Source organism: Oceanococcus atlanticus (genome assembly GCF_002088235.1).
GTDB lineage: Bacteria > Pseudomonadota > Gammaproteobacteria > Nevskiales > Oceanococcaceae > Oceanococcus > Oceanococcus atlanticus.
This window is the reverse complement of the sequence record NZ_AQQV01000003.1, coordinates 679,191-701,331: the sequence shown is the minus strand read 5'-3', so window position 1 is coordinate 701,331 and position 22,141 is coordinate 679,191. Positions and strand designations below refer to the sequence as shown.

Annotated in this window: 19 protein-coding genes and 1 tRNA gene; 10 read left to right on the top strand and 10 right to left on the bottom strand. The window is 58.6% G+C overall.

Features of this window, described 5'->3' with window-relative positions:
• Positions 1 to 2 precede the first annotated feature (2 nt).
• The 4 genes from rbfA to pnp all read left to right on the top strand — a co-directional run bounded on the left by rbfA (position 3) and on the right by pnp (position 3,837).
• Positions 3 to 386, top strand: coding sequence for a 30S ribosome-binding factor RbfA (gene rbfA, locus ATO7_RS14255; protein WP_083562787.1), 384 nt, complete (start codon positions 3 to 5; stop codon positions 384 to 386).
• Positions 386 to 1,312, top strand: a complete 927-nt coding sequence (gene truB / locus ATO7_RS14250; RefSeq protein ID WP_083562786.1) for a tRNA pseudouridine(55) synthase TruB — start codon at positions 386 to 388, stop codon at positions 1,310 to 1,312. The genes rbfA and truB overlap by 1 nt, the downstream gene beginning before the upstream one ends.
• Positions 1,313 to 1,378: 66 nt before the next feature.
• The gene (gene rpsO / locus ATO7_RS14245; protein WP_083562940.1) at positions 1,379 to 1,648 is read left to right on the top strand and encodes a 30S ribosomal protein S15; all 270 of its coding nucleotides are present in this window, start codon (positions 1,379 to 1,381) and stop codon (positions 1,646 to 1,648) included.
• A 62-nt stretch (positions 1,649 to 1,710) separates the two neighbouring features.
• Complete coding sequence (gene pnp, locus ATO7_RS14240) at positions 1,711 to 3,837, top strand: polyribonucleotide nucleotidyltransferase (RefSeq protein ID WP_206044936.1); 2,127 nt, start codon at positions 1,711 to 1,713, stop codon at positions 3,835 to 3,837.
• A gap of 55 nt (positions 3,838 to 3,892) precedes the next feature.
• On the opposite strand, the gene ATO7_RS14235 is transcribed toward pnp, so the two are convergent.
• From ATO7_RS14235 to ATO7_RS14225, 3 genes are all read right to left on the bottom strand, one after another.
• Positions 3,893 to 4,108 carry a DUF2061 domain-containing protein gene (locus ATO7_RS14235; RefSeq protein ID WP_083562783.1) on the bottom strand — a complete coding sequence of 72 codons (216 nt, stop codon included), beginning with the start codon at positions 4,106 to 4,108 and terminating at the stop codon, positions 3,893 to 3,895.
• Positions 4,109 to 4,210: 102 nt separating this feature from the next.
• Entirely contained in the window at positions 4,211 to 5,869 is a 1,659-nt protein-coding gene (locus ATO7_RS14230; RefSeq protein WP_083562781.1) for a CehA/McbA family metallohydrolase, read from the bottom strand.
• 5 nt (positions 5,870 to 5,874) lie between these two features.
• Entirely contained in the window at positions 5,875 to 6,258 is a 384-nt protein-coding gene (locus ATO7_RS14225) for a DUF3015 family protein (RefSeq protein ID WP_158523218.1), read from the bottom strand.
• A gap of 84 nt (positions 6,259 to 6,342) precedes the next feature.
• On the opposite strand from ATO7_RS14225, the gene ATO7_RS14220 reads away from it, so the two are divergent.
• From ATO7_RS14220 to ATO7_RS14210, 3 genes are read left to right on the top strand one after another with little or no spacing between them, the layout of a single operon-like run.
• The gene (locus ATO7_RS14220) at positions 6,343 to 7,308 is read left to right on the top strand and encodes an ABC transporter ATP-binding protein (protein WP_240499481.1); all 966 of its coding nucleotides are present in this window, start codon (positions 6,343 to 6,345) and stop codon (positions 7,306 to 7,308) included.
• Entirely contained in the window at positions 7,305 to 8,072 is a 768-nt protein-coding gene (locus ATO7_RS14215) for an ABC transporter permease (protein WP_083562777.1), read from the top strand. The genes ATO7_RS14220 and ATO7_RS14215 overlap by 4 nt, the downstream gene beginning before the upstream one ends.
• Before the next feature lies 1 nt (position 8,073).
• Positions 8,074 to 8,940 carry an ATP-binding protein gene (locus tag ATO7_RS14210; protein ID WP_083562775.1) on the top strand — a complete coding sequence of 289 codons (867 nt, stop codon included), beginning with the start codon at positions 8,074 to 8,076 and terminating at the stop codon, positions 8,938 to 8,940.
• On the opposite strand, the gene ATO7_RS14205 is transcribed toward ATO7_RS14210, so the two are convergent.
• Together ATO7_RS14205 and ATO7_RS14200 are read right to left on the bottom strand one after the other, a co-directional pair.
• On the bottom strand, positions 8,937 to 11,039 hold the full coding sequence (locus ATO7_RS14205) for a TonB-dependent receptor (RefSeq protein WP_083562773.1): 2,103 nt from the start codon (positions 11,037 to 11,039) through the stop codon (positions 8,937 to 8,939). The genes ATO7_RS14210 and ATO7_RS14205 overlap by 4 nt on opposite strands.
• Before the next feature lie 58 nt (positions 11,040 to 11,097).
• A complete protein-coding gene (locus tag ATO7_RS14200) occupies positions 11,098 to 12,456 on the bottom strand; it encodes a GGDEF domain-containing protein (RefSeq protein WP_083562771.1) in 1,359 nt (452 codons plus the stop codon).
• A 121-nt stretch (positions 12,457 to 12,577) separates the two neighbouring features.
• On the opposite strand from ATO7_RS14200, the gene ATO7_RS14195 reads away from it, so the two are divergent.
• The 3 genes from ATO7_RS14195 (at position 12,578) to ATO7_RS14185 (ending at position 14,397) form a co-directional block, all read left to right on the top strand.
• Positions 12,578 to 13,501 carry an ABC transporter ATP-binding protein gene (locus ATO7_RS14195; protein WP_083562769.1) on the top strand — a complete coding sequence of 308 codons (924 nt, stop codon included), beginning with the start codon at positions 12,578 to 12,580 and terminating at the stop codon, positions 13,499 to 13,501.
• On the top strand, positions 13,494 to 14,267 hold the full coding sequence (locus tag ATO7_RS14190; protein WP_083562767.1) for an ABC transporter permease: 774 nt from the start codon (positions 13,494 to 13,496) through the stop codon (positions 14,265 to 14,267). Before ATO7_RS14195 ends, ATO7_RS14190 begins: the two co-directional genes overlap by 8 nt.
• A gap of 53 nt (positions 14,268 to 14,320) precedes the next feature.
• Positions 14,321 to 14,397 (top strand) — tRNA-Val (locus ATO7_RS14185).
• A 139-nt stretch (positions 14,398 to 14,536) separates the two neighbouring features.
• Here the strand turns inward: ATO7_RS14185 and ATO7_RS14180 are convergent.
• The 5 genes from ATO7_RS14180 to ATO7_RS14160 all read right to left on the bottom strand — a co-directional run bounded on the left by ATO7_RS14180 (position 14,537) and on the right by ATO7_RS14160 (position 22,104).
• Complete coding sequence (locus ATO7_RS14180; RefSeq protein ID WP_146680366.1) at positions 14,537 to 15,913, bottom strand: hypothetical protein; 1,377 nt, start codon at positions 15,911 to 15,913, stop codon at positions 14,537 to 14,539.
• A 146-nt stretch (positions 15,914 to 16,059) separates the two neighbouring features.
• Positions 16,060 to 19,161 carry an efflux RND transporter permease subunit gene (locus ATO7_RS14175; RefSeq protein WP_083562763.1) on the bottom strand — a complete coding sequence of 1,034 codons (3,102 nt, stop codon included), beginning with the start codon at positions 19,159 to 19,161 and terminating at the stop codon, positions 16,060 to 16,062.
• Position 19,162: 1 nt separating this feature from the next.
• Positions 19,163 to 20,215 (bottom strand): efflux RND transporter periplasmic adaptor subunit, encoded by a 1,053-nt coding sequence (locus ATO7_RS14170; RefSeq protein ID WP_083562761.1) that lies wholly within the window; start codon positions 20,213 to 20,215, stop codon positions 19,163 to 19,165.
• A 16-nt stretch (positions 20,216 to 20,231) separates the two neighbouring features.
• The gene (locus tag ATO7_RS14165) at positions 20,232 to 20,825 is read right to left on the bottom strand and encodes a TetR/AcrR family transcriptional regulator (RefSeq protein WP_083562759.1); all 594 of its coding nucleotides are present in this window, start codon (positions 20,823 to 20,825) and stop codon (positions 20,232 to 20,234) included.
• Positions 20,826 to 20,970: 145 nt separating this feature from the next.
• Positions 20,971 to 22,104 carry a helix-turn-helix domain-containing protein gene (locus ATO7_RS14160; protein ID WP_083562757.1) on the bottom strand — a complete coding sequence of 378 codons (1,134 nt, stop codon included), beginning with the start codon at positions 22,102 to 22,104 and terminating at the stop codon, positions 20,971 to 20,973.
• Positions 22,105 to 22,141: the final 37 nt, after the last annotated feature.

Below are 22,141 nucleotides of genomic sequence, written 5' to 3'. Positions count from 1 at the left end.
GCTTGGAATTTTCCCGTACCCACCGTGTGGCCGGCGAGATCCGCAAGGTTCTCGCCGAGCTGATCCAGCAGTTGTCGGACCCGCGCATCGGCATGGTCAGCATCACCGATGTTGAAGTGACCCGCGATCTGGCCCATGCACGCATTTATGTCAGCGTGCTGGAGTTGGCTGGTTCGGATACCAAGACCAGTGTCGAAGTGCTCAATCGCGCGGCCGGCATGTTGCGCCACGAGCTGGGGCGACAGATTCGCTTTCGGGTGTTGCCCAATCTGCGTTTCATGGCCGACGAGACCAGCCGCAAGGCCGTCGACATGGATGCGACGATTCGCGCGGCGCGCGAACAGGATAAAGCTGCGGCTCATCGTCGCGGCGACGACGAGAGCTGATGGGGCGGCGCCGCAAGGGTCGCGCAGTTCACGGCATCCTGCTTCTCGACAAGCCCACAGGCGGCTCGTCCAATCAGGTTCTGCAGCGTGTGCGCTGGTTGTTCGGGGCGGCCAAAGCGGGCCACACCGGCAGTCTGGACCCGCTGGCCACCGGCATGCTGCCCATCTGTTTGGGTGAGGCCACCAAGTTGTCCGCGCAGTTGCTGGACGCCGACAAGACCTACATCGTACGTATGCAGTTGGGCGTTGCCACGGACACCGCCGATGCCGATGGTGAGGTCATTCGTCGGGCCGAGTTCGGTCACGTCAACGCCGAGCTGCTGGGCGAAGTCCTGAACCGGTTTCGTGGCGATATCGAACAGATTCCGCCGATGTACTCGGCGCTCAAGTACGACGGCAAACGTCTCTATGAACTGGCACGTCAGGGCCAGGAAGTTGAGCGCCCGCCGCGGCCGGTGACCATTCATGGCCTGGAACTGCTGGGTTGCACGGCCGACACTGCGGATTTGCGCGTGCACTGCTCCAAGGGCACCTACATCCGTACGCTGGTCGAAGATATTGCCGCAGCCATGAACACCTGTGCGCACGTGGCCAGTCTGCGCCGTGTGCAGGTCGGGCCTTTTGATCAGGCTATGATCACCCTGGATGAACTTGACGCACGCCGCGAGGACGGCGGGCCCGAAGCGCTGGATGCGTTGCTGCTGCCATGCGAAACCGCGCTGGCCGGCTGGCCAGAGGTCAGCCTGGATGCGAACAGCGTGTTTTACTTCCGCCGCGGTCAGCCCATCCAGGTGCGCGGTGCGCCCACCCAGGGCTTGGTGGCGGCTTACGGGCCGGAGCGTACACTGCTTGGATTGGCCCGAATTGACGACGATGGGCGTGTCGCACCCAAGCGTTTGCTTGAGTTCAGCCCTCAAGCTCTCTAAACTACCGAATCTTTTTTGGCCCGCATGCCTTCGGCACGCGGTTTTTTATATCAGGAGTTTTGCCACATGGCTTTGTCGAACGCTCAGAAGAGCGACGTCATCAAAGAATATCAGCGTGCTGGATCTGATACCGGTTCGCCTGAAGTGCAGGTTGCGCTTTTGACCACCCGTATCAACGGTCTGAGTGCACACTTTGAAAGCAACAAAGGTGATCATCATTCACGCCGCGGTCTGTTGCGCATGGTCAATCAGCGCCGCAAGTTGCTTGATTATCTCAAGCGTAAAGATGCCGCCAGGTATCAGGATTTGATTGCCCGGCTCGGTCTGCGCCGCTAAGCGGACCGATCAGCCCCCGCATATGCGGGGGCTTTGTATTTGTAGGAATGGAAAAGAAGATAGTGACACCCGTAAGAAAAGAGTTTCAGTTCGGCGACCAAACGGTCGTATTGGAGACCTCACAGATTGCTCGTCAGGCATCTGGTGCGGTCAAAGTCAGCATTGGCGACACCGTGGTGCTGGTCACCGCCGTGGCGCGCAAGGAAGCCAATCCCGGTCAGGGGTTCTTCCCGCTCACGGTGAATTACCAGGAGCGCTTCTACGCTGGCGGTCGTATTCCCGGCGGTTTCTTCAAGCGTGAAGGACGTCCGACCGAAAAGGAAACATTGACCTCGCGTCTGATCGATCGTCCGATCCGCCCGCTGTTTCCCAAGGGTTTCCTCAATGAGGTTCAGGTCATCGCCACGGTGATGTCCATCGATCCTCAGATTGATCCGGACATTCCGGCCATGATCGGCGCCTCGGCCGCATTGGCGCTGTCCGGCGCACCGTTTGCCGGCCCGATTGGCGCCGCGCGCGTTGGTTACCGTGACGGTCAGTATCTGCTTAACCCGACCGCTGCCGATCTCAAGACCTCGGCTCTGGATCTGGTTGTGGCCGGCACCGCTGACGCCATCTTGATGGTTGAATCGGAAGCCCAGGAGCTGTCCGAAGAGGTCATGCTGGGCGCCGTGCTGTTCGGCCACGAGCAGATGCAGTCGACCATCGCCACGATCAACGAGCTGACCGCCGAAGCGGGCAAGCCGAAGTGGGAGTGGAGTGCGCCGGAAGAGAATCTGAGCCTGCGTGAGCAGGTTAAGGCTGCGGCTGAAGCCGGTCTGACCGAAGCCTACACGGTGGCGGACAAGCTGGAACGTCAAAACCGCGTGGGCGACGTGCGCGATCAGGTTGTGGCCCAGCTGTGTGCCGCTGAAGACGGCGCCGACGAAGGCGACGTCAAGGGTGAGTTTGCACGTCTGGAGAAATCCATCGTGCGCAATCGCATCCTTGATGGCATGCCGCGTATCGACGGGCGTGATACCCGCACCGTACGTGGTTTGGATATCCAGGTTGGCGTGTTGCCGCGCACCCACGGTTCGGCCCTGTTCACGCGTGGTGAAACCCAGGCCCTGGTGACCACCACCTTGGGTACCGGTCGTGACAGCCAGATCATTGATGCGATTGAAGGCGAATACAAAGAATCCTTCATGCTGCATTACAACTTCCCACCGTACAGTGTTGGTGAAGCGGGCTTCATGGGTGGTCCCAAGCGTCGCGAAATCGGCCATGGCCGTCTGGCCAAGCGTGGTGTCGCTGCGGTTATGCCGGATCTGGAAAATGAATTCCCCTACGTTGTGCGCGTGGTTTCGGAAATCACCGAATCCAACGGTTCCAGCTCGATGGCCAGCGTGTGCGGCTCCTCGCTGGCACTGATGGATGCCGGCGTGCCGATCAAAGCACCGGTTGCCGGCGTGGCCATGGGGCTGATCAAGGACGACAGTCGGTTCGCCGTGCTGACCGATATCCTGGGTGATGAAGATCATCTGGGCGACATGGACTTCAAGGTTGCCGGTACCAATGATGGCGTGACTGCGCTGCAGATGGATATCAAGATCACCGGCATCACCAAGGAGATCATGGAACAGGCACTGGGCCAGGCTAACGAAGCGCGTCTGCACATCCTCAAGCAGATGAACGAAGTGATCGCCGAGCCGCGTCAGCAGATGTCTGAGTGGGCGCCGCGTATCACCACCATCAAGATCAACCCGGATCGTATCCGTGACGTGATCGGCAAGGGTGGCGCAACGATTCGCAGCATTACCGAAGAAACCGGCACCACCATCGATATCGATGATGATGGCACGATCAAGATCGCGGCCGTTGATAAGGCGCAGGCTGATGCAGCCATCAAGCGTATCGACGAGCTGACCAAGGACGTTGAAGTCGGTGCGATCTACGACGGCAAGGTTGTCCGCATCATGGACTTCGGCGCGTTCGTGACCATCCTGCCTGGCAAGGACGGCTTGGTGCACATTTCACAGATCTCGCATGAGCGCGTTGATAATGTGGCATCGGTGCTGAGCGAAGGTCAGGAAGTACGCGTCAAGGTGTTGGAAGTTGATCGTCAAGGCCGTATTCGCCTGAGCATCAAAGCACTGGTTGAAGCGCCTGAAGCCGCTGCCGATCCGGCGCCGGCTGACGACGAATAAGTCGCAACTCTTGAAAAAACCCGCCCGCTGCGAAGCTGGCGGGTTTTTTTATGCCCTACGCGGCCGTGGCGGGCATCGCGAACAAGGCTTCGGCCTGCTGCCTCGGTGTCCGTCGCTGCCACAATTTCTCATGGAAATGAAAGGCAACGGTGTTCACGCAGGGCTCGATCAGGGCAACGAGGCCGCCGGTCATGATGCTGCCGGTCATCAGGTAGACCAGTGAGAAAGCCACGGTGAAGTGAACGATGGCGAAGCTGATGGTCTTGTTCATGGCTGCGAGTAGATGAGAAGCGTTCTCATATACTCGCGCAGTAATTAGTCTAAAGCAATGTAATTAGTCATTTTATTTTTATATGACTATCATTGATCTCCGCTAATCGACGGTTTTTAAGAAAATTGGGCTGCCAATGGTGGTTAGCGATTGGAAATCCCGTGTTTCGACGCGCCAGTAGGTGCCCAGCGGCCCTTGTGTCGGTGCCTGGCTGACCTCCAACTCGTGGGTAAAGTCATTGCTGGTGATGCGCACGGTGGACGACAGACGGCCGTCGACCAGATAGCGCAGGGTCTGGCCCTGGCCATTGATAACCCGGGTGCGCAGTGTCGCGCTGCTGCTGTTCAGGGTGCCGCCAAACATCACTTCTTGGCCATGCGCGTCAACGGCGCTAAATTCCAGCTCAGGGCTGTCGTGCATGCCGCGGGTCTGAATGTAGCTTCGGCCCTGTCGCAAGGCCTCAGTGATAGCGGCGCGTGACAGCTCGCTGGCGTAGACCACGGTGGCCGAAGAGCCGTACCCGCTGCGCAGGCGCTCGGACGGGTCCTGTTCAACGCCTTTGAAGTCGGAGCCGCTGACCGCTGAGATGCGGTAGCCACGCAACAACAGGTCATCCCACAAGTTGAGCGCAGGGCGGGTGAACGGGTTCTGAATCTGGCCGGGCAGTGGCAAGCCCAGATCGCCGGCGGTGGTTATGATCGGGCCACTGACGACCTCCATGGTGTCGACCAGTGACCAGTCGATTTCGTCACCCAATGTGAACTCACAGCCGCGGCAAAAATTTTCGAACAGTGGGCCGGGGAACGTGGTGGGATGGTTGACTTGAAACAGGGCGCCGTCGGCTTTGCTCATGCGCTGGATGTCGGCCAGCCTCACATCTTCAAAGCCGTGACGGTATTCCAGGACGCTGGGCGTTTCGCCCAGCGCGTTGGCGTGGCCGAAATAGGTGATGATTTCACGCCCGGGCCAGATCAGTAGATCGGGATTGTCACGCTGAGTCTGACCCCATTCCTGCCAGTGTCGTCCGGTGACGTACTCGGTGATCATGAGGAAATCCAGGCCCGCGTCGCGCGCCTGTCCAACCACCTCCGCCGGTGCCGGGCCATTGGGGTTGGAGTGAAAGCCATGCATGTGAAAGTCGCCGCGGTACCAGCCGGGTGATGGATTGGCGACATGTTCAGGATCCACCGGGTCTGGCGGGGGGCGCGGTATCGAAATCGCATCACAGTGGATACGCCCTTCGACATACCAGTCGGCGCCGCCCGGACCAACAGCGGCGAATCCGAGCTCAATGTGCCAAGTGCCCGGCTCAATAGGGCCGGGGAGATAGCCGCGGTCGGCGCCACCGGCGGTTATGAAGATGGGCGCTTGACCCTCATGCAGTTTGCCCTGACGGCTGCCCGACCAGCCGCGAAAGCCAGCCGGGTTGCGATAGCCGTCGGCATCCCAGGCGCCGAGATCCAGGACGGTCTGGGTAAGCGGTGTGCTCAACGGGTCGAGCCGGTCGCTCCAGCCATAGCCGAATTCGATGCCATTGGCACCGGGCGGCACATCAATCGCAATCAGGTGGTATTGCTTCTCGTCACCCGGGTTGACGATGCCCTTGGCCTCGAAGCCGAAGCTGTCATCCGCAGCACAGGCCTCGGCCAGTTGCGCATGTGCGTCGATGCGCCCCCCTTGATTGCAGGCGCTCAGGCCCAGCAGGGCGAGGGCAAGAAAAAGCCCGCCGGATGAGACTGGGCGGGCGTTGATGTGATGCATGCCGATCAGTTACGCAAGCTGTGGATGCGCTGCAGCAGGTCGGTGGGCTGTTCCAGATTGGCGAACAGCAGGGCGTAGTTTTGCTGCGTCCAGCGGCTGAACTCAGCGCTGTCGTTCTCGTTCAGTAGTTCGGCCAGGGCCGCCAGACTTTCACCTTCGCCCCGTGCCGCATCGCGACGAATCCAATCGATCTGCGTGGCCACATAACGTTCCTGTTTCATGCGCGCCTGGGTGCTGCCACCGTCGCCCTCGGAGCTGCTGGAGGTGGATGTCGCGCCATCACCGGTGGTCGAGGCCAAATCAAAGGGCAGGCTGACCGCATCGGTTGTACTGCAGGCCACCAGGGCCAGAGTGCAGGAGGCAAGGGCGGCGAGAGCGAGCTGTTTCATAGGTGTTGTCTTCATCAGGGTCCCAGACGTTTGAGTCTACACCGCGATTCGCGTCACGGGAATGACAGCTATGCAGAGTACAATATGCGTTCTTTTCCCACGATCACGGCCATGCCTCCGATCATCTCGATTCAGGATCTCACCAAGTCTTATCAATCTGGCTTTAAAGCGCTCAAAGGGGTCAGTCTGGACATCCAGCGCGGTGAGATTTTTGCTCTGCTGGGGCCCAATGGCGCCGGCAAAACCACCCTGATCAGCATTGTCTGCGGCATCGTGACGCCGACCGCTGGGCGTGTGCTGGCGGATGGCTTCGACATCGTTAGTCAGTGGCGTGAGGCGCGCAGTCGCATCGGCCTGGTGCCGCAGGAACTGACCACAGATGCGTTCGAAACCGTCTGGGATACGGTCAGTTTCAGTCGCGGCTTGTTTGGCTGTGCGCCCAATCCGGCACACATCGAAAAGGTGCTCAAGCAGCTGTCTTTGTGGGACAAACGCAAAAATCAAATCATGACCTTGTCCGGCGGCATGAAGCGCCGGGTCATGATTGCCAAGGCGCTTTCGCATGAGCCGGACATTCTTTTTCTGGATGAGCCCAGTGCCGGTGTTGATGTCGAACTGCGCCGTGACATGTGGCAAATGGTGCGTGAGCTGCGCGAATCCGGTGTGACGATCATTCTGACCACTCATTACATTGAGGAAGCAGAGGAAATGGCTGACCGCATCGGCATCATCAACCGCGGCGAACTGGTCATTGCCGATGAGAAGCAGGCTTTGATGCAACAGCTGGGACAGAAGCAATTGACCCTGAGTTTGCTGGAGCCGCTGGAATCGCTGCCCGACGCACTGGCCCCTTGGCAGGTGCAATTGCAGGCCGGCGGCCAGGAAATGGTGTATGCCTTCGACGCGCAGGCGGATCGCAACGAAATTTCGCGCCTGCTTCGTAAGTTGAGCGAGTTGGATATCGGTTTTCGTGATCTCAACACGCGGGAAAGCTCACTTGAGGAGATTTTCGTCAACCTCGTACATCAGCGCGAAGGAGCCAGCGCATGAGTTTCAATCATCATGGTGTGTGGGCGATCTACACCTTCGAAATGGCCCGTGCCAAGCGCACCCTGTGGCAGTCCTTGGTTGCGCCCGTGATTACCACCTCGCTGTATTTTGTGGTTTTCGGTGCTGCGATGGGCGGCCGTCTCAGTGATGTGGAGGGTGTGCCGTACGGTGCTTTCCTGGTGCCCGGTTTGATCATGCTGTCACTGTTTACGCAAAGCGTGTCCAATGCCTCGTTCGGCATTTATTTTCCGAAGTTCTCGGGCACCATTTACGAGATTCTGTCAGCGCCGATTTCACCGCTGGAAGCGGTGATCGCTTATGTCGGCGCTGCGGCGACCAAGTCCGTGATTCTCGGCCTGGTGATACTGGCGACGGGCGCCTGCTTTGTGCCCATCACGATATTGCATCCCGTTTGGATGATCGGATTCTTGCTGCTGACGGCGATCAGCTTCAGCTTGCTTGGTTTCATACTTGGCATCTGGGCGCGCAGCTTTGAAGAACTGCAGTTTGTGCCTTTATTGATCATTACGCCGCTGACCTTTCTGGGCGGCGTGTTTTACTCCCTGGACATGCTGTCGCCGCTGTGGCGCACCGTCACATTGTTTAATCCGGTGGTCTACCTGATCAGCGGATTCCGCTGGAGTTTCTACGGCATGGCTGACGTCAGCCTGTGGTGGAGCGTGGCCATTTCACTCGGGTTTTTGGCCGTTTGTACAGCGATTCTGTGGTGGATTTTCAAGACTGGATACCGCCTCAAGGCCTGATATGACATTGCGTGAAGAGCAGCTGATCGGCCGTCTGGAGCGATTGGCGGATACGGTCGAGAGCTGGATCAACCCGGAGCCGGCGCCTCAGGACTGGTCGGCCTGGGCGTATCGCTGGACCCGCGATGCTAGCCAAGCGCAGCTGCGCCCGGTGGGCCATCCGCAGTTGCAGGATTTGGATGAGCTGTTGGGCATCGAGCGACAGAAGCGTGAACTGGAGCGCAATACGCGCCAGTTTCTGGCCGGGCTGCCCGCCAACAACGCGTTGTTGTGGGGTGCCCGAGGTACCGGCAAGTCATCGCTTGTTCGTGCGTTACTGGGGCGCTATGGCGCCGAGGGGCTGCGCGTTATCGAGGTCGACCGCGCCGATCTGGTTGATTTGCCGGACATTGTTTCGCCGCTGCACGGGCGGGCCGAGCGCTTCATTGTCTACGCCGACGATCTGTCATTTGAAGCTGACGATGCCAGCTACAAAGCGCTCAAAGCCACAATCGAAGGCTCATTGGCGGCGCCACCCGACAACGTGTTGATCTACGCGACCAGTAACCGAAGGCATTTGCTGCCGGAATATCAAAGCGAAAACCAGCAGGCACGTGCCGTTGATGGTGAAATTCATCAAGCAGAGGCGGTTGAGGAGAAAATTTCGCTGTCTGAGCGTTTTGGCTTGTGGCTGTCCTTCCATCCATTCGACCAGGCGCAGTATCTGAGCATTGTGGAATCCTGTCTTGGTCGGCTGAATGTTGATGTCGCGACGCTTGAGTGGCGTGAAGCGGCCTTGCGCTGGGCTTTGATGCGCGGTTCACGAAGCGGGCGAGTGGCCTGGCAGTTTGCCCGTGATTATGCCGGGCAGCGTGGGCTGGGCATTTAGAAGCTGTACTCCAGCCCCAACCCGAAGTTGCGCCCGGGCAATGGCGCCAGTTGTTTGAGGAAAGAGACGTGGTTGCGCGCCTCCTCATCCAGCAGGTTGCGCCCGCGCAGGCTGAGCTTCAGTTCACCCGTCGCGGTGACCAATGACCACGCCAGATCAGCGGCCAGCAGGGTATAGCCCGCGGTATTCCCTTCGAGCGCGGTGGCGCGTGATTGCGGCAGTACCCGTGTGAGCCGGGCACCGAAACTCAAGGCATTGTGGTAGCCGTCGTAACGCAGGCCAATGCGATCGGCAGGGATACGCGGCAGACGTCCGCCGTCATTTCGACGCGCCCGCACTACATCGCCGAACAGGCCTACGCTGTGGTTGCGGTTTAGGTTGTAGCGAGCATCCAGTTCACCGCCCCAGAAGCGGGCATCGTCTTGCTGGTACTGCACGATCAGTAAGGATTCTTCTGCGTGCTCATCATGTTCGGGTTCACTATCACCGGAGTGCTCTTCGTCGTAGCGGTCGGCCTCACCATCGCCATCTTCATCCACTTCGCCGCTGAATATGAAGTCGGAATAGCGTGTGTAGAACAGATCGATCGCCAGGCTGACTTGCTGGATCTCTGCGTGCCAACCCAGATCCAGGTTGAGCGCAGATTCTTTGTCCAGGCTGCCGTCGCCGCGGTCAAAACTGCTGGTTGCCAGATGCGGGCCGAAGGAATAGAGCTCCTGAACGTCTGGTGCGCGTTCCGAGCGGCTGAGCCCCACACGCAGGTGTTGCTGTGGCCCCAGTTCAAGATGCAAGGCTGAGGACAGGCTGAGTAGATTGTAGGCGCCGCGATTCAGCGCGCCGGGGTCGTGTTCGAGGTGTTCGATACGCGCGCCCAGACTCAGGCGGTGGGCGCTGAAATGACGCTCCTCTACAAGGAAAATGCCGGTGCTTTGGGTTTGTACTGGGGGTACGACGGCCTCATCCCCCAAGGCTGAGAAATCCTGTTGGCTGGCTTGTACGCCGGCAACACCACGCCAGCCGGCACGCTCGCGGTGGGTGAGTTCCACACGCAGTTCGCTCAGTTCGTTGTCGAACAGAGTGCCGGTTTCCTGGCCTTCCAGTTCCTGATGTTCGTAGGTGCTGTGCACCAGGCTGCCGCGGATCCGCTCGAACGGGCCATTTGACCACTTCCAGCCGCCGCGCAGCTCGTAGCGCTGTTGCTGCATATCGATGCGAACCTGCTCGGATTCTGCGTCCGCTTCGTTGTGTGATTCAGCGTGTTCGGCATGCTCGTCCTCGCCATGGCTGTGGCCAGGTACGCCGTACAGTGTGTCGTAGACGCTTACGCCAAGCCCCAAGTAGCCTTGCTCGCGGGTTAATGACAGGCCGCCGCCCACGCTATGTGTCTGGCTGGCGCTGTTTTCAACACGTCCTGGAGTGCTGTGCTCGGCGGCCTCGTCCGCGTCTGCAAGGCCTGGAATGTCGTAGTCATCGCTGTCGCGAACCAGGCCGTCCAGGTGAAAAGCGATGCGACCATTGCCCCCGCCAACATGCCCCCAGCCGCTGCGGCTGCCGTTAACCGAATTGGCGCCCGCTCCGAGTGCACCGTGGCGTTCGTTTTCCGGCGTATTGGGGACCAGATCACTGACCAGATTTATGACGCCACCGATCGCGCCGGAGCCATACATGAGTGAGGCCGGGCCCTTGAGCACTTCAATCTGCCGGGCGCGAAAGGGTTCGGCCGCGACATTGTGATCCGGACTCAGGGTTGAGGCATCGGCGACGCGGCTGCCGCCGTCAAGAATACGCACGCGCGGACCACCCAGGCCGCGAATGACCGGGCGACTGGCGCCGCTGGCAAAATCTGCGCTGTGCACACCGGGCTGTTCGGCCAGTGTTTCACCCAAGGTGGCAGCCCGTGAGCGCTCAAGGTCCTCGCCGCTGAGAACCGCTGTGGGCTGAGTGGCTTCTACCGGATTGCGCTGGGCGAAAGGGTCCGCTGTCACGGTGATTTCCGGCAGTGCGGTTTCGGCGGCTTCAGGATCGGCGGTTTGATTTTGAGACCAGCTCAAGCTGGGCGTGGCGACCAAGGCGGTCGCCCACAAGAGATGTCGGAGCATGGTCAGATTTTAAAGTTGGATCTCTTGTATCGCCACTGCAATGGCTTGCCGTGCGGTACTAGTCGACAACCCGGACGCAGTTGCGCCCGGCACGCTTGGCCTCATACAGCGCGGTGTCGGCGCGCTGGTAGGCGGCGTCTAGATCGTCATCGGCACGTAGCTCGACGCCGCCACAAGAGACGCTCAGAGAAACTAAAGCGGCACCGGCTTCGAGCTTGAGTGCGCTGACGCCGGCCCGCACAGGTTCCAGCTTGTCCTGTAGGTCGCGCGCCGTGATGTCGGGCAGAAGGGACAGAAATTCCTCGCCGCCGATGCGCGCCGTGAAGGTTTTTTCGCCGAGTGATTTATAGATATAGCGTGCAACCAGTGTGATGGCGCGGTCCCCGGTCTGGTGGCCATGGACATCATTGATGGATTTGAAATGATCGATGTCCCACACGACCAGGCACAGCGGGCGTCCAGCGCGACGGCTGCCTTTAATGAATACCGGCGCCGCCTGTTGATAAGCCGCACGGTTGGGTATGCCGGTGAGGACGTCGGTCAAGGCGCGCTCACGCTCTTGACGCATGGCGGTTTCCAGCTCGCCAATGCGTTCCTTGAGGTTGTCTGCGCGTTCCCGATAGGCCGCGGCCAGTTCACGTTCGCGTTCGCGGAAGGTCAGCAGATGCTGATCCACGCGTGAAATCTGTTGCTCGACGGCGCGTTGCAAGCTGTTGAGGTCTGCGGCTTCGCGCGAGCGGCGGGTTAAGTCACGTAGCTGATCCTGGATGCTGGCATTTAATGAGTCGCTGTTGGCCTCGCTGTCATGACGGGCTTTGTCCTCGCGTGCAAGGTGATCGGTGACATCGGTGAGCCGGGTGCTGATGCGACGAATCAGGGCGCGCAGATTGCCGGCCAATTCGGACATGCGCTGATGACGATGACGGATCAGTGTCGACAAGCTTTCAATCAGCTGTTGAAGCTGAGCAGCATCGCTGACCTCATGCAGCTGGACCCGGAGGCGGCCGGCACGGGTTTTGTCCTCGCCGTCAAAATCCAGATGATCGATCAGCTCGATGACGCTGCGGCGCGCGCTGTGCAGCGCATCAGATGGCGTTTCTTCAGGCGCTTCAACAGGCTGAGTTTGCCCAGGTGTATCGAGTGTCTCGATGGCCTTGGTCAGCGCGCGCACCAGGACATCCAAGCTTTCCGGCGGCTCTTGATCGCGCAGAGCTAGCAGTGTGTCATCCAGTATCTGGTCGAGCGTCTGCGACTGGCCTTGTGCGGCAATGCACAGTCGGCCGCTGAGTCTGCGCAGGGCATCCTGAGCCCCGAGGCTGCCTTGAAGCTGATTTTCGAGCGCTTCCAGTTCGTTGTAATAGCGTTGACGCCAGCTCAGGTCATCATCGCTGGATGTGTCCTTGCCGCCTGCTGCCATAGTGCATTGTCCCTGGATTGATTATGTGAATATGGCGGGTACGGCGTGAAGTTTTTGCCATGCCACAACCCGATACATGGCCTTTTGACAGGGTTCGAAGCGGCACAGCACAGGAGTTTGAGTGACACGCGTTGAATCGGTAATTCAGGTCGAAGGCCTGGTTAAAAGTTATGCGGACTTTCGCGCCATCGACGGCATCAGCTTCGAGGTGCGCAGCGGCGAGACAGTCGGGCTGCTTGGTCCCAATGGCGCGGGCAAGACCAGCACCATGCGGGTTCTGGCCGGACTTTCGCCGTGGGACGAGGGGCGCGTGCGTGTGTGCGATCTCGACGCTGCCACTCAAGGTCGGAATATCCGTCAGATCATGGGCGTGGTGACACAACACGACGGTCTCGATGGCGAAGTCACGGTGCGGCAGAACCTCGAATTGTTTGCTTATTTGTCGGGCGTTTCGCGCCAGCGTGCGCATGCCAGGGCGGATGAAGTCCTCGCATTTTTCAGCCTGACGGCGCGCGCCGATGACGAAGTGGATGACTTATCCGGCGGCATGAAGCGTCGCCTGGCCATTGCCAGAGCACTGATGATTGAGCCGCAGGTGATCGTACTTGACGAGCCGACAACCGGGCTTGATCCGCACAGCCGGGCCCAGGTGTGGGAAAAACTCGCCCAGCTCAAATCCGACGGGGTCACTGTATTGATGTCGACGCACTACATGGATGAGGCCGCGATCCTGTGTGATCGCATTGCCATCATGGACCGTGGGCGGATATTGGCCCTGGCACCGCCGCATGAACTCATCGAGCGCTACGCGGGGGACGATGTGGTCGAAATTCGACTCGACGTCAAAGACCGGCAGAGGGTGCGCGATGCCTTGACCGCAGCTGGTATTGCTTGGCGTGAGCTCGGCGCCATGTTTCGTGTGCTTGATGCGGATCCTGATCTTTCGGCGCTGCAGAATGTGCCAGGACTTCGCATTGAACGCCGGAGCGCCAATTTGGAAGACGTGTTCCTGCGCCTGACCGGCAAGGAGCTGGACAATGATTGAGGCATCGATCCGTTGGCGCAGCATGGCCGGTGTCTGGCGTCGCCACGCTGTGTGTCTGTTGCGTACCTGGAAGGTGGCGCTGACCTGGTTTCTGATCGAGCCAGCCTTTGTGCTGATCGCCATGGGAGCCGGTGTTGGGCGTCTTATCGATGAGTTGCCCGGTCATGGCAGTTATGCCGAGTTTGTAACTCCCGGCATGATTGTCGGCATGGCCATGTTCCATGCGTTATTTGAGTGCGCCTGGGGATGTTTTAACCGCATCCAGCAAAGTACGCTGGAGACCATGCTGACGGCGCCCGTAAGCGTGACCGAACTGGCTGCGGGCGAAGTGTTGTGGGGTGGCACGCGGGCCATCATTTCCACCCTGGCAGTTGGCAGTTTCGCCCTGATTCTGGGTTGGTTGCCGCTGGCTGCGTTGCCTGGCGTGGTACTGATTTCGGCCATAGTCGGTCTGCAGTTTGGCGCCATCGGACTGTGCTTCGCCGCCGCTTCACCCACACTGTCGACCCTCACGTTGGTGTTCACGGTCCTGGCCACGCCGTTGTTCTTCTTCAGTGGGTCGTTTTTCCCCATCGAGGTTCTGCCGGCTTGGCTGCAGCCGCTGGCCTGGTTAGCGCCATTGACGCCTGGTGTGCATTTGGCCCGCGGGTTTGCGGTCGGCGCGTTCGACATGTCGCACCTTTGGTCAGTCGGGTATTTGCTGCTGCTGAGCGTTGGGTTTTTCCCCATCGCTGTGCGCCTGCTGCGCCATCGTCTGGTCAAATGAACCGCAATGGCTTGCCGCTGACAGCGCATTAGGGTATTGTTCGCGCCCTTCGCAGGCGCGTAGCTCAGTTGGTTAGAGCACCACCTTGACATGGTGGGGGTCGTTGGTTCGAATCCAATCGCGCCTACCAACGAAAACAACGGGTTAGCTGATTTTCAGCTAGCCCGTTTTTTGTTGTGCAGGAAAGTACTGCAACCCAAGCTTGCTGCAATTAAAAGTTACGCAGCGGGGACGGGGAGAGGGTCAAGCTGTGGCCTGATGTCTGCGCTTTAGTTACATTTGGCGCGGATGCTGTTCAGTACCCAGGCCCTGTCAGAGGCCGGCGGTCTGGGGCGGTCGTCAATTTTGCGCATCGCCTGGTAGTACTGGTCAAAGTCGGCTTCAAAGCGTTTTTTTTCGCTGGCACTGAGCACCCCCAGCGCCTCGTTTTCGAAACACAGGCAATAGCTTTTGTCTTTGGGGTGTCGGTCTAGGCAAGCCCCATAAAGCGATGGAGTCGCTGCGGCGCTCTCCTGTGCGGCTTTTTTCAGCACAATGCCGGCGTCCTGCAGTGAAGGTGCGCCTCTGGCCGCGCGCAGGAAGTTTTGGCGCAGCTGATAGAGGGTGGCGGATGCGCAGCCACCGGAAGCCACCACAAAGCGGTCTAGCTGCTGCATGGGATGGTTGTTGGCGGCATTGCCCAAAATGGCGAGCCAGTTTCCGCCTCGTGAAATCGAGGTGTTCGCCTGATTTTGTACCGATCGCCTGTACTGCTGCATGGCCGAAGAGACATCATCTTGGTAGGCGTCGTAGAACACCACAAACTCTGGCGCAATCAGCGCGCTTCGTTCAACCGGATCATCACGAAAGCCATCGTCGTAAACCCGTTGCGTGATATAGCCGCGTTTAACCGCATTGGCCGGAAGATCAGATTTACAGCGGTCTGAATAGGCCCACTGCAACGCTGAAAAATACATCTTGAAGGTTTTTGACGCGGTGTTGCTGAAATCGCCTTCAAATACGGCCTTGACGGTTCCCGTGAACTGAAGCCGGTCCCAAAATTCCTGTGGTTTGACGACCTGCTGCGGGGGCGTGGAGTTGGTTGCAGGCTCGGTGGTTGCCACCGAGCGCTGACGGGCACTTCGTTGGGCCGCGATCCCTGGTGGCAGTGGCTTCCTGCCCTTGGCGCTGGTGGCAAAACGCCCTTTGGGCAATCCCGTATTTCCGCGAGCTTCATAAGCGGGGCGCATAGGTGCGCCCGGCCCGGCCCGCTCAAAATTCAGCACCGTGACCCACTTCTCTGGCGCTTCCAGGTCCGGGTTGCTGGCGGAAACGGGGCTGCCGGCATAGAACGCATCCTTTTCATAGATCAGCAGCCGCAGGTAGTTTTTGTTACGGCGCTGGGGAAACCGCTCGTCCACCGCCTGCATGATGTGCTTGTTGATCAGGTCGATTTCGTCTTCGTCGTAGCCAACACCGTCCATGGGCTTGCCGGCATAGCTTTTGAACGTCCGGGGCACAAATTTGATCAAGGTGCCATCGGCTGCGGGCTTGCGAAACGCGATGACCCTGAATTCGACATTGCGGGCCTGTGGGTTGGGGGCAGCCTCAAACTGGTCGGTCAGATAGACGCCGTAGTAGGCGTTAGTGCCATCGGTATATAGCAACTGACCTTCGGGCAGATTGCGCTGGCTTAGTGGGCTGGCCAGTGCGTTACCGCCAAACCATAGCAGGCACAATGTTGAACAGAGCAGGGCAAGAAAGGCCGGCTTGGGCGATCGCGATCGGGTGCGCATGGGCTGATATTCCGTTATCAGTGTTTTCGGAGGCAGGTCAGCATTGTGCCGGTTGTGCCGCTAGATTGAACAGGCGCGGGTGACGCATATCCTTGCTTTGGTGCCAGCAGCAGGTGGTAAAGCACGGGGGCAGCGACGAGGGTTAATATCGTCGCAAACGCCAGCCCGCCCATGATCGTGATGGCCATACTTTTGAAAAAGGCATCGGTGAGCAATGGGGCCATCCCCAGTATGGTGGTGATCGCGGCGAGCAGCACTGGTCGAACGCGAGAGGTGCAAGCGCGGACAATGGCTTGGGTCAGTTCAACGCCTTGGCGGCGTACATGATCAATTTCTTCGACCAGCACGATACCGTTCTTGATCAACATTCCTGACAGACTGAGCAAGCCGAGCAGGGCCGTGAAGGTGAACGGCAAGCCGGTGCCGAGCAAACCCAGAGTTACGCCATTGACGGCCATGGGGACCAAGAGCCAGATCACCAGGGGTTGTTTCAGTCCATTGAACAGCAGGACGGATATCACCACCATGATCAGAAAGCTGAGTGGTAGCTGAGCGCCCAGGCTGGCCTGAGCCTTGCTCGCGTTCTCGAACTCACCTCCCCAAGCCAAGCTGTAGCCGAGGGGCAGAGACATGTTTTCAATCGGCGCACGAATCTGGCTGAAAACGCTGGCGGCTGTGAGTTCTGCGGGGATGTCGGCGCTGATCGTAATTGTGGGCACGCGATCGCGGCGGTGAATCATGGTATTGAGTGGCTGATAGACAAAGTTGTCGATCAATTGCTCAATCGGGATGAAATCCTGGGCTACCGACGAGTAAACCACCTGGTCGATCAACTGGCCTGGGTCATCCCGCTGCTTGCGAACGATGATGGGTATCTGGCGATCACCTTCGCGATAGAAGCCGGCAGCCATACCTTCGGTAGAAAACTTGAGCGACTCGGCGATGTTTTCGCGTGTGACGCCAGCGTGCTGCGCACGGTTGGTGGCGTAGGTCGGTCGTATCGACAGCTCTTGTTCACGCCAATTGGTGCGAATGTGAAGAAGCTGGTCGGAGCTTTCGGCCATACGCGTGCTGACCGCCTCGGCCAGTTCGCGCAGCACTACAGGGTCGGGTCCGCTAATGCGCGCCTCGATGGGGGCGCCACCGCCAGGCCCGAATACCAGTCGAGCTGTGCGAAATTCACCCTCTACAAGATGCTCGGCAGCGTAGCCATCCAACGCGGCGCGCAGAGGAGCGATTTGGTCCAAACGATGTGTCTGGATGATCAAGTGGCCATAGGCCGGGTCGGGCAGTTCCTGCGGATAGGTCAACATGAAGCGAGTTGCGCCGCGGCCGGCGAACGTGGCTACCGACGTGACTTCTTGGCGTTCAAGAAGCCAGCCCTCCACCTGCTCAAGGTTACGGGCGGTCTGTTCTACCGTGCTGCCCTGTGGCATCTGATAGTGAGCGAACAGCATCGGTGTGTTCGAGTCAGGGAAGAATTGCTGCTTAATCTGACCAAAGGCTGCGAAACAGGCCAGGGTGATGGCGGCCAGCACCAATAAGACCGCCCAGCGCGCGTGCAAAGCGCGGCGCAGCATGCGCCCGTAGGCTCGAAACAGCGCGCCATCATAAGAATCCGTCGCAACGTGCTGATCGGCATGACTGAAAAGATAGTGTCCGAGCAATGGTGTTGCTGTAATGGCCAGGACCCAACTCAACAAAAGGGAAATGCCAATCACGGCAAACAGTGAGAACAGGAACTCACCGGTGGCGTCCGGGCTGAGCCCGATGCCGGCAAAGGCCATGATCCCGATGATCGTTGCACCGAGCAGGGGTGTTTGTGTTTTTGTGCCGATTTCACGCGCGGCCCGAGTCGAGCGTTGACCTTGGCGCATGGCTTCCTGCATACCTTCAGCCACTACGATGGCGTTGTCCACCAGCATGCCCATCGCGATGATCAGGGCGCCGAGCGAAATCCGCTCCATCTCGATACTGAAGATGGCCATAAAGAACAGCGTGCCAACGATGGTCAGTAGCAGGGTGCCTCCGACCACTACGGCGGCGCGCCAGCCCATAAACAGGGCCAGTACGACAACCACGATGGTGACCGACAGGATCAGGTTGATAAGAAAGTCATTGCTGGCTTTCTCGACAATGCGGTGCTGTTGATAGATGGGGAGCACGTCAACGCCGGCCGGAATCTTGTCTTGCAAGGACGCGAGCCGGCGATCCACGCTGTGACCCACTTCAACAATGTTCGCGGTCGACAGGCCGGCAATGCCCAAGGTGAAAGCCTCGTCTCCGTTGAAGCGTATGATTTGCTCGGGATTGGGTTTGCGGCTGCGATGTACGCGGGCCACGTCGCGCAGGTTAAGTATCTCGCCAGATCCGATGCCGATCGACAGACCGGCGATATCTTCGACGGTTTGAGAGCCCAGGGGCGACAGTATGTCCACTTGGCGCCCACCGCTGGTGTCGATGTAACCGGATTGAACCACCGAGTTGGCATTCGCGATGGCGCCGACAAACTGATCAGGTGCCACGCTGGTGTTGAGCGCAATAGGCATTGATGGCTCAACGAAAATTGCCTCTTCAGGTAGACCGGCCAGTTCAACGTCAGCCACATTGGCCACCGTGAGCAGCTCTCGGCGCAGGAAATCGGCAATGTCGTGACGCTCTGCGTCACTGTAGCCAGGCGCGGTGACGGCGTAGAAAAGCCCAAAAACATCGCCGAAGTCATCATTCACGAGAGGGGCAGCTACGCCATTGGGAAGCTCCAGCGCTGCATCCGCAACCCGATTGCGCAGTTCCTTCCAGATGGCTGGCAGTTCGTTGCCATCATAGGTGGGCTTGATGTCGATCGTGATGGTCGAGCGGCCTGGTTGGTTGCGTGATGTGATGAAGTCCACTTCGGCCATCTTCTGGATCGCCGATTCCAAGGGCTCGGAAACCTCTTCTGCAACCTGTTGCGCAGTGGCGCCGGGGTACTGCGTGACGACCAGCGCCTGTTTGAGTGTGAAAGCTGGATCTTCCAAGCGACCAAGATCACTAAAACCCCAGATCCCACCTAGTAGCAGGATCAGGATCAGCATCCACGTCAGTACCGGCTTCTCGATAGCGCCTTGTGCAATGGACATGTCAGTAATCCGCAGTTCTGAAGCGCCTTACGGCTTGTCCGTCGAGTAGGCTGCTGGCGCCGGTTAGCACAATCTCGCGACCTGCCTCGGGCCCCTTGAGCATGATGAACTGACCCTGTGCTCCAACCTCAATGTCAACGATATGCTTTCGCACGAGGCCGGTGTCAGTGGAGTCAGTGGCTTCAAACACCATGACTGATGTGGTTCCGTCCGGCGCCACCACCAATGCAGTGGGCGGCAAAATAATCTGCGTTTTTTCGGTCTGTTGACGAGCCAGTACAGTGACCGAAGCGCCGGGTAAAAGCAGCTGTGACGGCGTGGCCAGCATCTTCAGTGTAAGCGTGTAAGTCTGCCCGACGGGTGACGTCTGAGTGGCGTACTCGTAAATCTCGAGTGGATAGCGTTCGGCGTCGTCGACCAGCGTTGCGAACAGTGCAACAGGCCCGCGTTGTTGAGCACGATGGAACAACAATTCCGGCATCTCGATTTCGATATGGATTTCAGACATGTCATGCAGCCGGGCTACCGCCGTGCCGGCACTTACCGTGCTGAAGTTTGGCGTGAGACGCTTTGCTACAAGTGCTTTGAACGGCGAGTGCAAGCTTGCGCGTTTGAGCGAATATTCCGCCTGCTTGAGCGCCACGTTTGCCAGGGCTAGCGTGGATTGCGCTTCGTCTATATCAGCTTGCGACACATTGCTTAAACCCGCAGCTGAAAAGCGCTTGTAATTGCTTGTTGCCTGCTGGAATTGAACGCGTGCCCGATCACGGGCGAGTACAAATGGCTCCAGATCCAGTTCTGCGATCAGGCTGCCAGCCTCTAATACGGCGCCTTCGGCGATTGGCATGCGGACGATCTGGCCGGCGACCTGAAAAGCGAAATTGACCGTTTCGCGCGCGACAACCTGGCCATAGAACTGGCGCTCCACCGTCATGGCGTGATCACTCAGTGTTAAAAGTTTGACCGGTTTTGCCGGGGCCGCTCCCTGTGCTGTGTGAGCGTGCAAGATCAACAGGGCGCAGGCGAGCTGCGCACAGTTCAGAAATCGTTTCATACTGTTTTAAAACCGACTAGTTGGTCTGCTTGCTGGCGTTTTCAGGGATTGCAATCGAGTCCCAAGTGCAGGAAAAGCAGCGCTTGCGGAAGGCGTCGTCAGCGAAGTGTTTGGGGTTTTCGATGAAGTAGGCGGTGATGTAGGTGCCCTGGTGATGGGCGAATCCGGTTAAGAATTCGATCGGTAGGGGTTTGAGCAGCCCCATTTCGACGCCTTGGCGCGCGATTTCATCGAACTCGCCCTGCAACCTGTCAACCTGTCTCTGTGTCTCTTCGTCGAGGTTGACGCGTGACTCAATTTGGGTGCGAAAGTGAAATTGATTGGGGTGCTTCATAGCCCAACGAATAAACGCCAGCCACATGGCTTCGAATCGGCATTTGTAGTTGTAGTCAGCCATGTGACCTGAGGCGGCCATCACCGCGGCATGAACGCTTTCGCGGATATCGAGCACCAGCGCTGACAGGATTTCATCTTTGCTGTGAAAATGGTGGAACAGTGTGCCCGTTGCGACGCCGGCAACTTTGCTGATCTGGGATGTGGGTGTGTTGTCCACGCCCTGGCGCACGAACAGTTCAACAGCCGTGTCGAGTATGTCTTGTCGCTTGCTCATGAGATAGACCGACTAATCAGTCGGTAATTTTGATGCGTGTAGAGTTCAGCTGTCAATACACAGGCTGATCACAAAAACTGGACCACGGGCTGTTCTGGTCTGGCCCGATTCAAGCTGAAACTAGCCCTGCACGAGCGTTTTTGCACTATTCAGGCGATGTGTTGCTGAGCAGCCCCGCACGATAGCGGCTGGGCGTTAAGCCGGTTGCATTGAGGTAAAAGCGCGAAAAGGCACTCTGGTTGGCAAATCCGAGCAAGCTTGCAATGTCACTCATGCGGTAGTGTGTGCTGCTCAGGTATTTATTGGCTTGATCCAGACGAAAGGCGTCCAGAATGCCCTGGTACGACAAGCCATGTTGGGTAAGTCGTCTGCGCAGCGTGCGCTCTGAGTACCCCAGTAGCGAAGCCACCGTCTGTACGTTGGATGCCCCGCTTACAAGCAGGTAAGTCAAAGCTGATTGAATTGACGCTTCCAAGTGCCGGCGGGCACTGGCCATGTCGCTAGCAACACGCGGATTTCGAATAGCTGATGGCGCCAGAGGTGACAGACCCAGTGATGCGGGAAAGTGCAGGACGATTCTTTGTGCTCCGAAATCTGGCGTGCAGCCCAGGAACGCGGTCAGCTCGGCTTGTTCTGTCGGTGTTTGGGGGTGCCCATAGAGCTGGCATTGATGCAGCTGTCTGGTGAGACCTGACAGGTTTCGCACGACCATCAGTGTGGATCCGACCAGGTAGTCTCGAAATTGCCTTCTGTATTTCAGGCCGGGCAAGTGGACGTCGATCTCGACGATAAATTCATCAGCGTGCAGGCGCTCGGCCATCGAGATTCCGGATACGAGCAGGGTCAGCTGTGAAACCGTGACTGATATTGCTTGGCTGACCGTTTCGCAGTCACGCAGCATGAGTGAGACCGGACCAAGGGCGCGTAGGTCCTGTCGGGACGCGAGCATCAGAGCGAAATCATCAGCACCCAGCGAGGCAGACGCGGCTTCAAGCAGCGCGATGAATCGATCGAATGGAATGAGTTGATTGGCCCCCGTGACTTCATGCGGTGTCAGGCCGGCGCTCGCGCAAACGCTTTGCAGTTCTCCTCCTCTTGAAATCAGCAGTGGCGAGAACTCGCTCAGAAAGCTGTTGAGGACAAAGGGACTGGAGTGAAGAGCGGGCATAAGGGCTTCGGCGATGTGATCGCGAATGAAGATTGACCGTAAAAGATAAATAAATGGCTCTATAAGGTAAATCTCTGCTTGCGATCGAAGATAGATTTGCGGCTCGATCACCGAGGCTCATTGTGCGTTCGGCGGCAATAAGGAGACC

Coding starts and splice junctions, on each gene's coding strand:
- ATO7_RS14165 (WP_083562759.1), bottom strand. CDS start 20,825: ATGAGCAAGCGACAAGACATACTCGACACGGCTGTTGAACTGTTCGTG.
- ATO7_RS14175 (WP_083562763.1), bottom strand. CDS start 19,161: ATGTCCATTGCACAAGGCGCTATCGAGAAGCCGGTACTGACGTGGATG.
- ATO7_RS14190 (WP_083562767.1), top strand. CDS start 13,494: ATGATTGAGGCATCGATCCGTTGGCGCAGCATGGCCGGTGTCTGGCGT.
- ATO7_RS14220 (WP_240499481.1), top strand. CDS start 6,343: ATGCGTTCTTTTCCCACGATCACGGCCATGCCTCCGATCATCTCGATT.
- ATO7_RS14205 (WP_083562773.1), bottom strand. CDS start 11,039: ATGCTCCGACATCTCTTGTGGGCGACCGCCTTGGTCGCCACGCCCAGC.
- ATO7_RS14215 (WP_083562777.1), top strand. CDS start 7,305: ATGAGTTTCAATCATCATGGTGTGTGGGCGATCTACACCTTCGAAATG.
- ATO7_RS14225 (WP_158523218.1), bottom strand. CDS start 6,258: ATGAAACAGCTCGCTCTCGCCGCCCTTGCCTCCTGCACTCTGGCCCTG.
- ATO7_RS14235 (WP_083562783.1), bottom strand. CDS start 4,108: ATGAACAAGACCATCAGCTTCGCCATCGTTCACTTCACCGTGGCTTTC.
- ATO7_RS14210 (WP_083562775.1), top strand. CDS start 8,074: ATGACATTGCGTGAAGAGCAGCTGATCGGCCGTCTGGAGCGATTGGCG.
- truB (WP_083562786.1), top strand. CDS start 386: ATGGGGCGGCGCCGCAAGGGTCGCGCAGTTCACGGCATCCTGCTTCTC.
- rpsO (WP_083562940.1), top strand. CDS start 1,379: ATGGCTTTGTCGAACGCTCAGAAGAGCGACGTCATCAAAGAATATCAG.
- ATO7_RS14230 (WP_083562781.1), bottom strand. CDS start 5,869: ATGCATCACATCAACGCCCGCCCAGTCTCATCCGGCGGGCTTTTTCTT.
- ATO7_RS14170 (WP_083562761.1), bottom strand. CDS start 20,215: ATGAAACGATTTCTGAACTGTGCGCAGCTCGCCTGCGCCCTGTTGATC.
- ATO7_RS14200 (WP_083562771.1), bottom strand. CDS start 12,456: ATGGCAGCAGGCGGCAAGGACACATCCAGCGATGATGACCTGAGCTGG.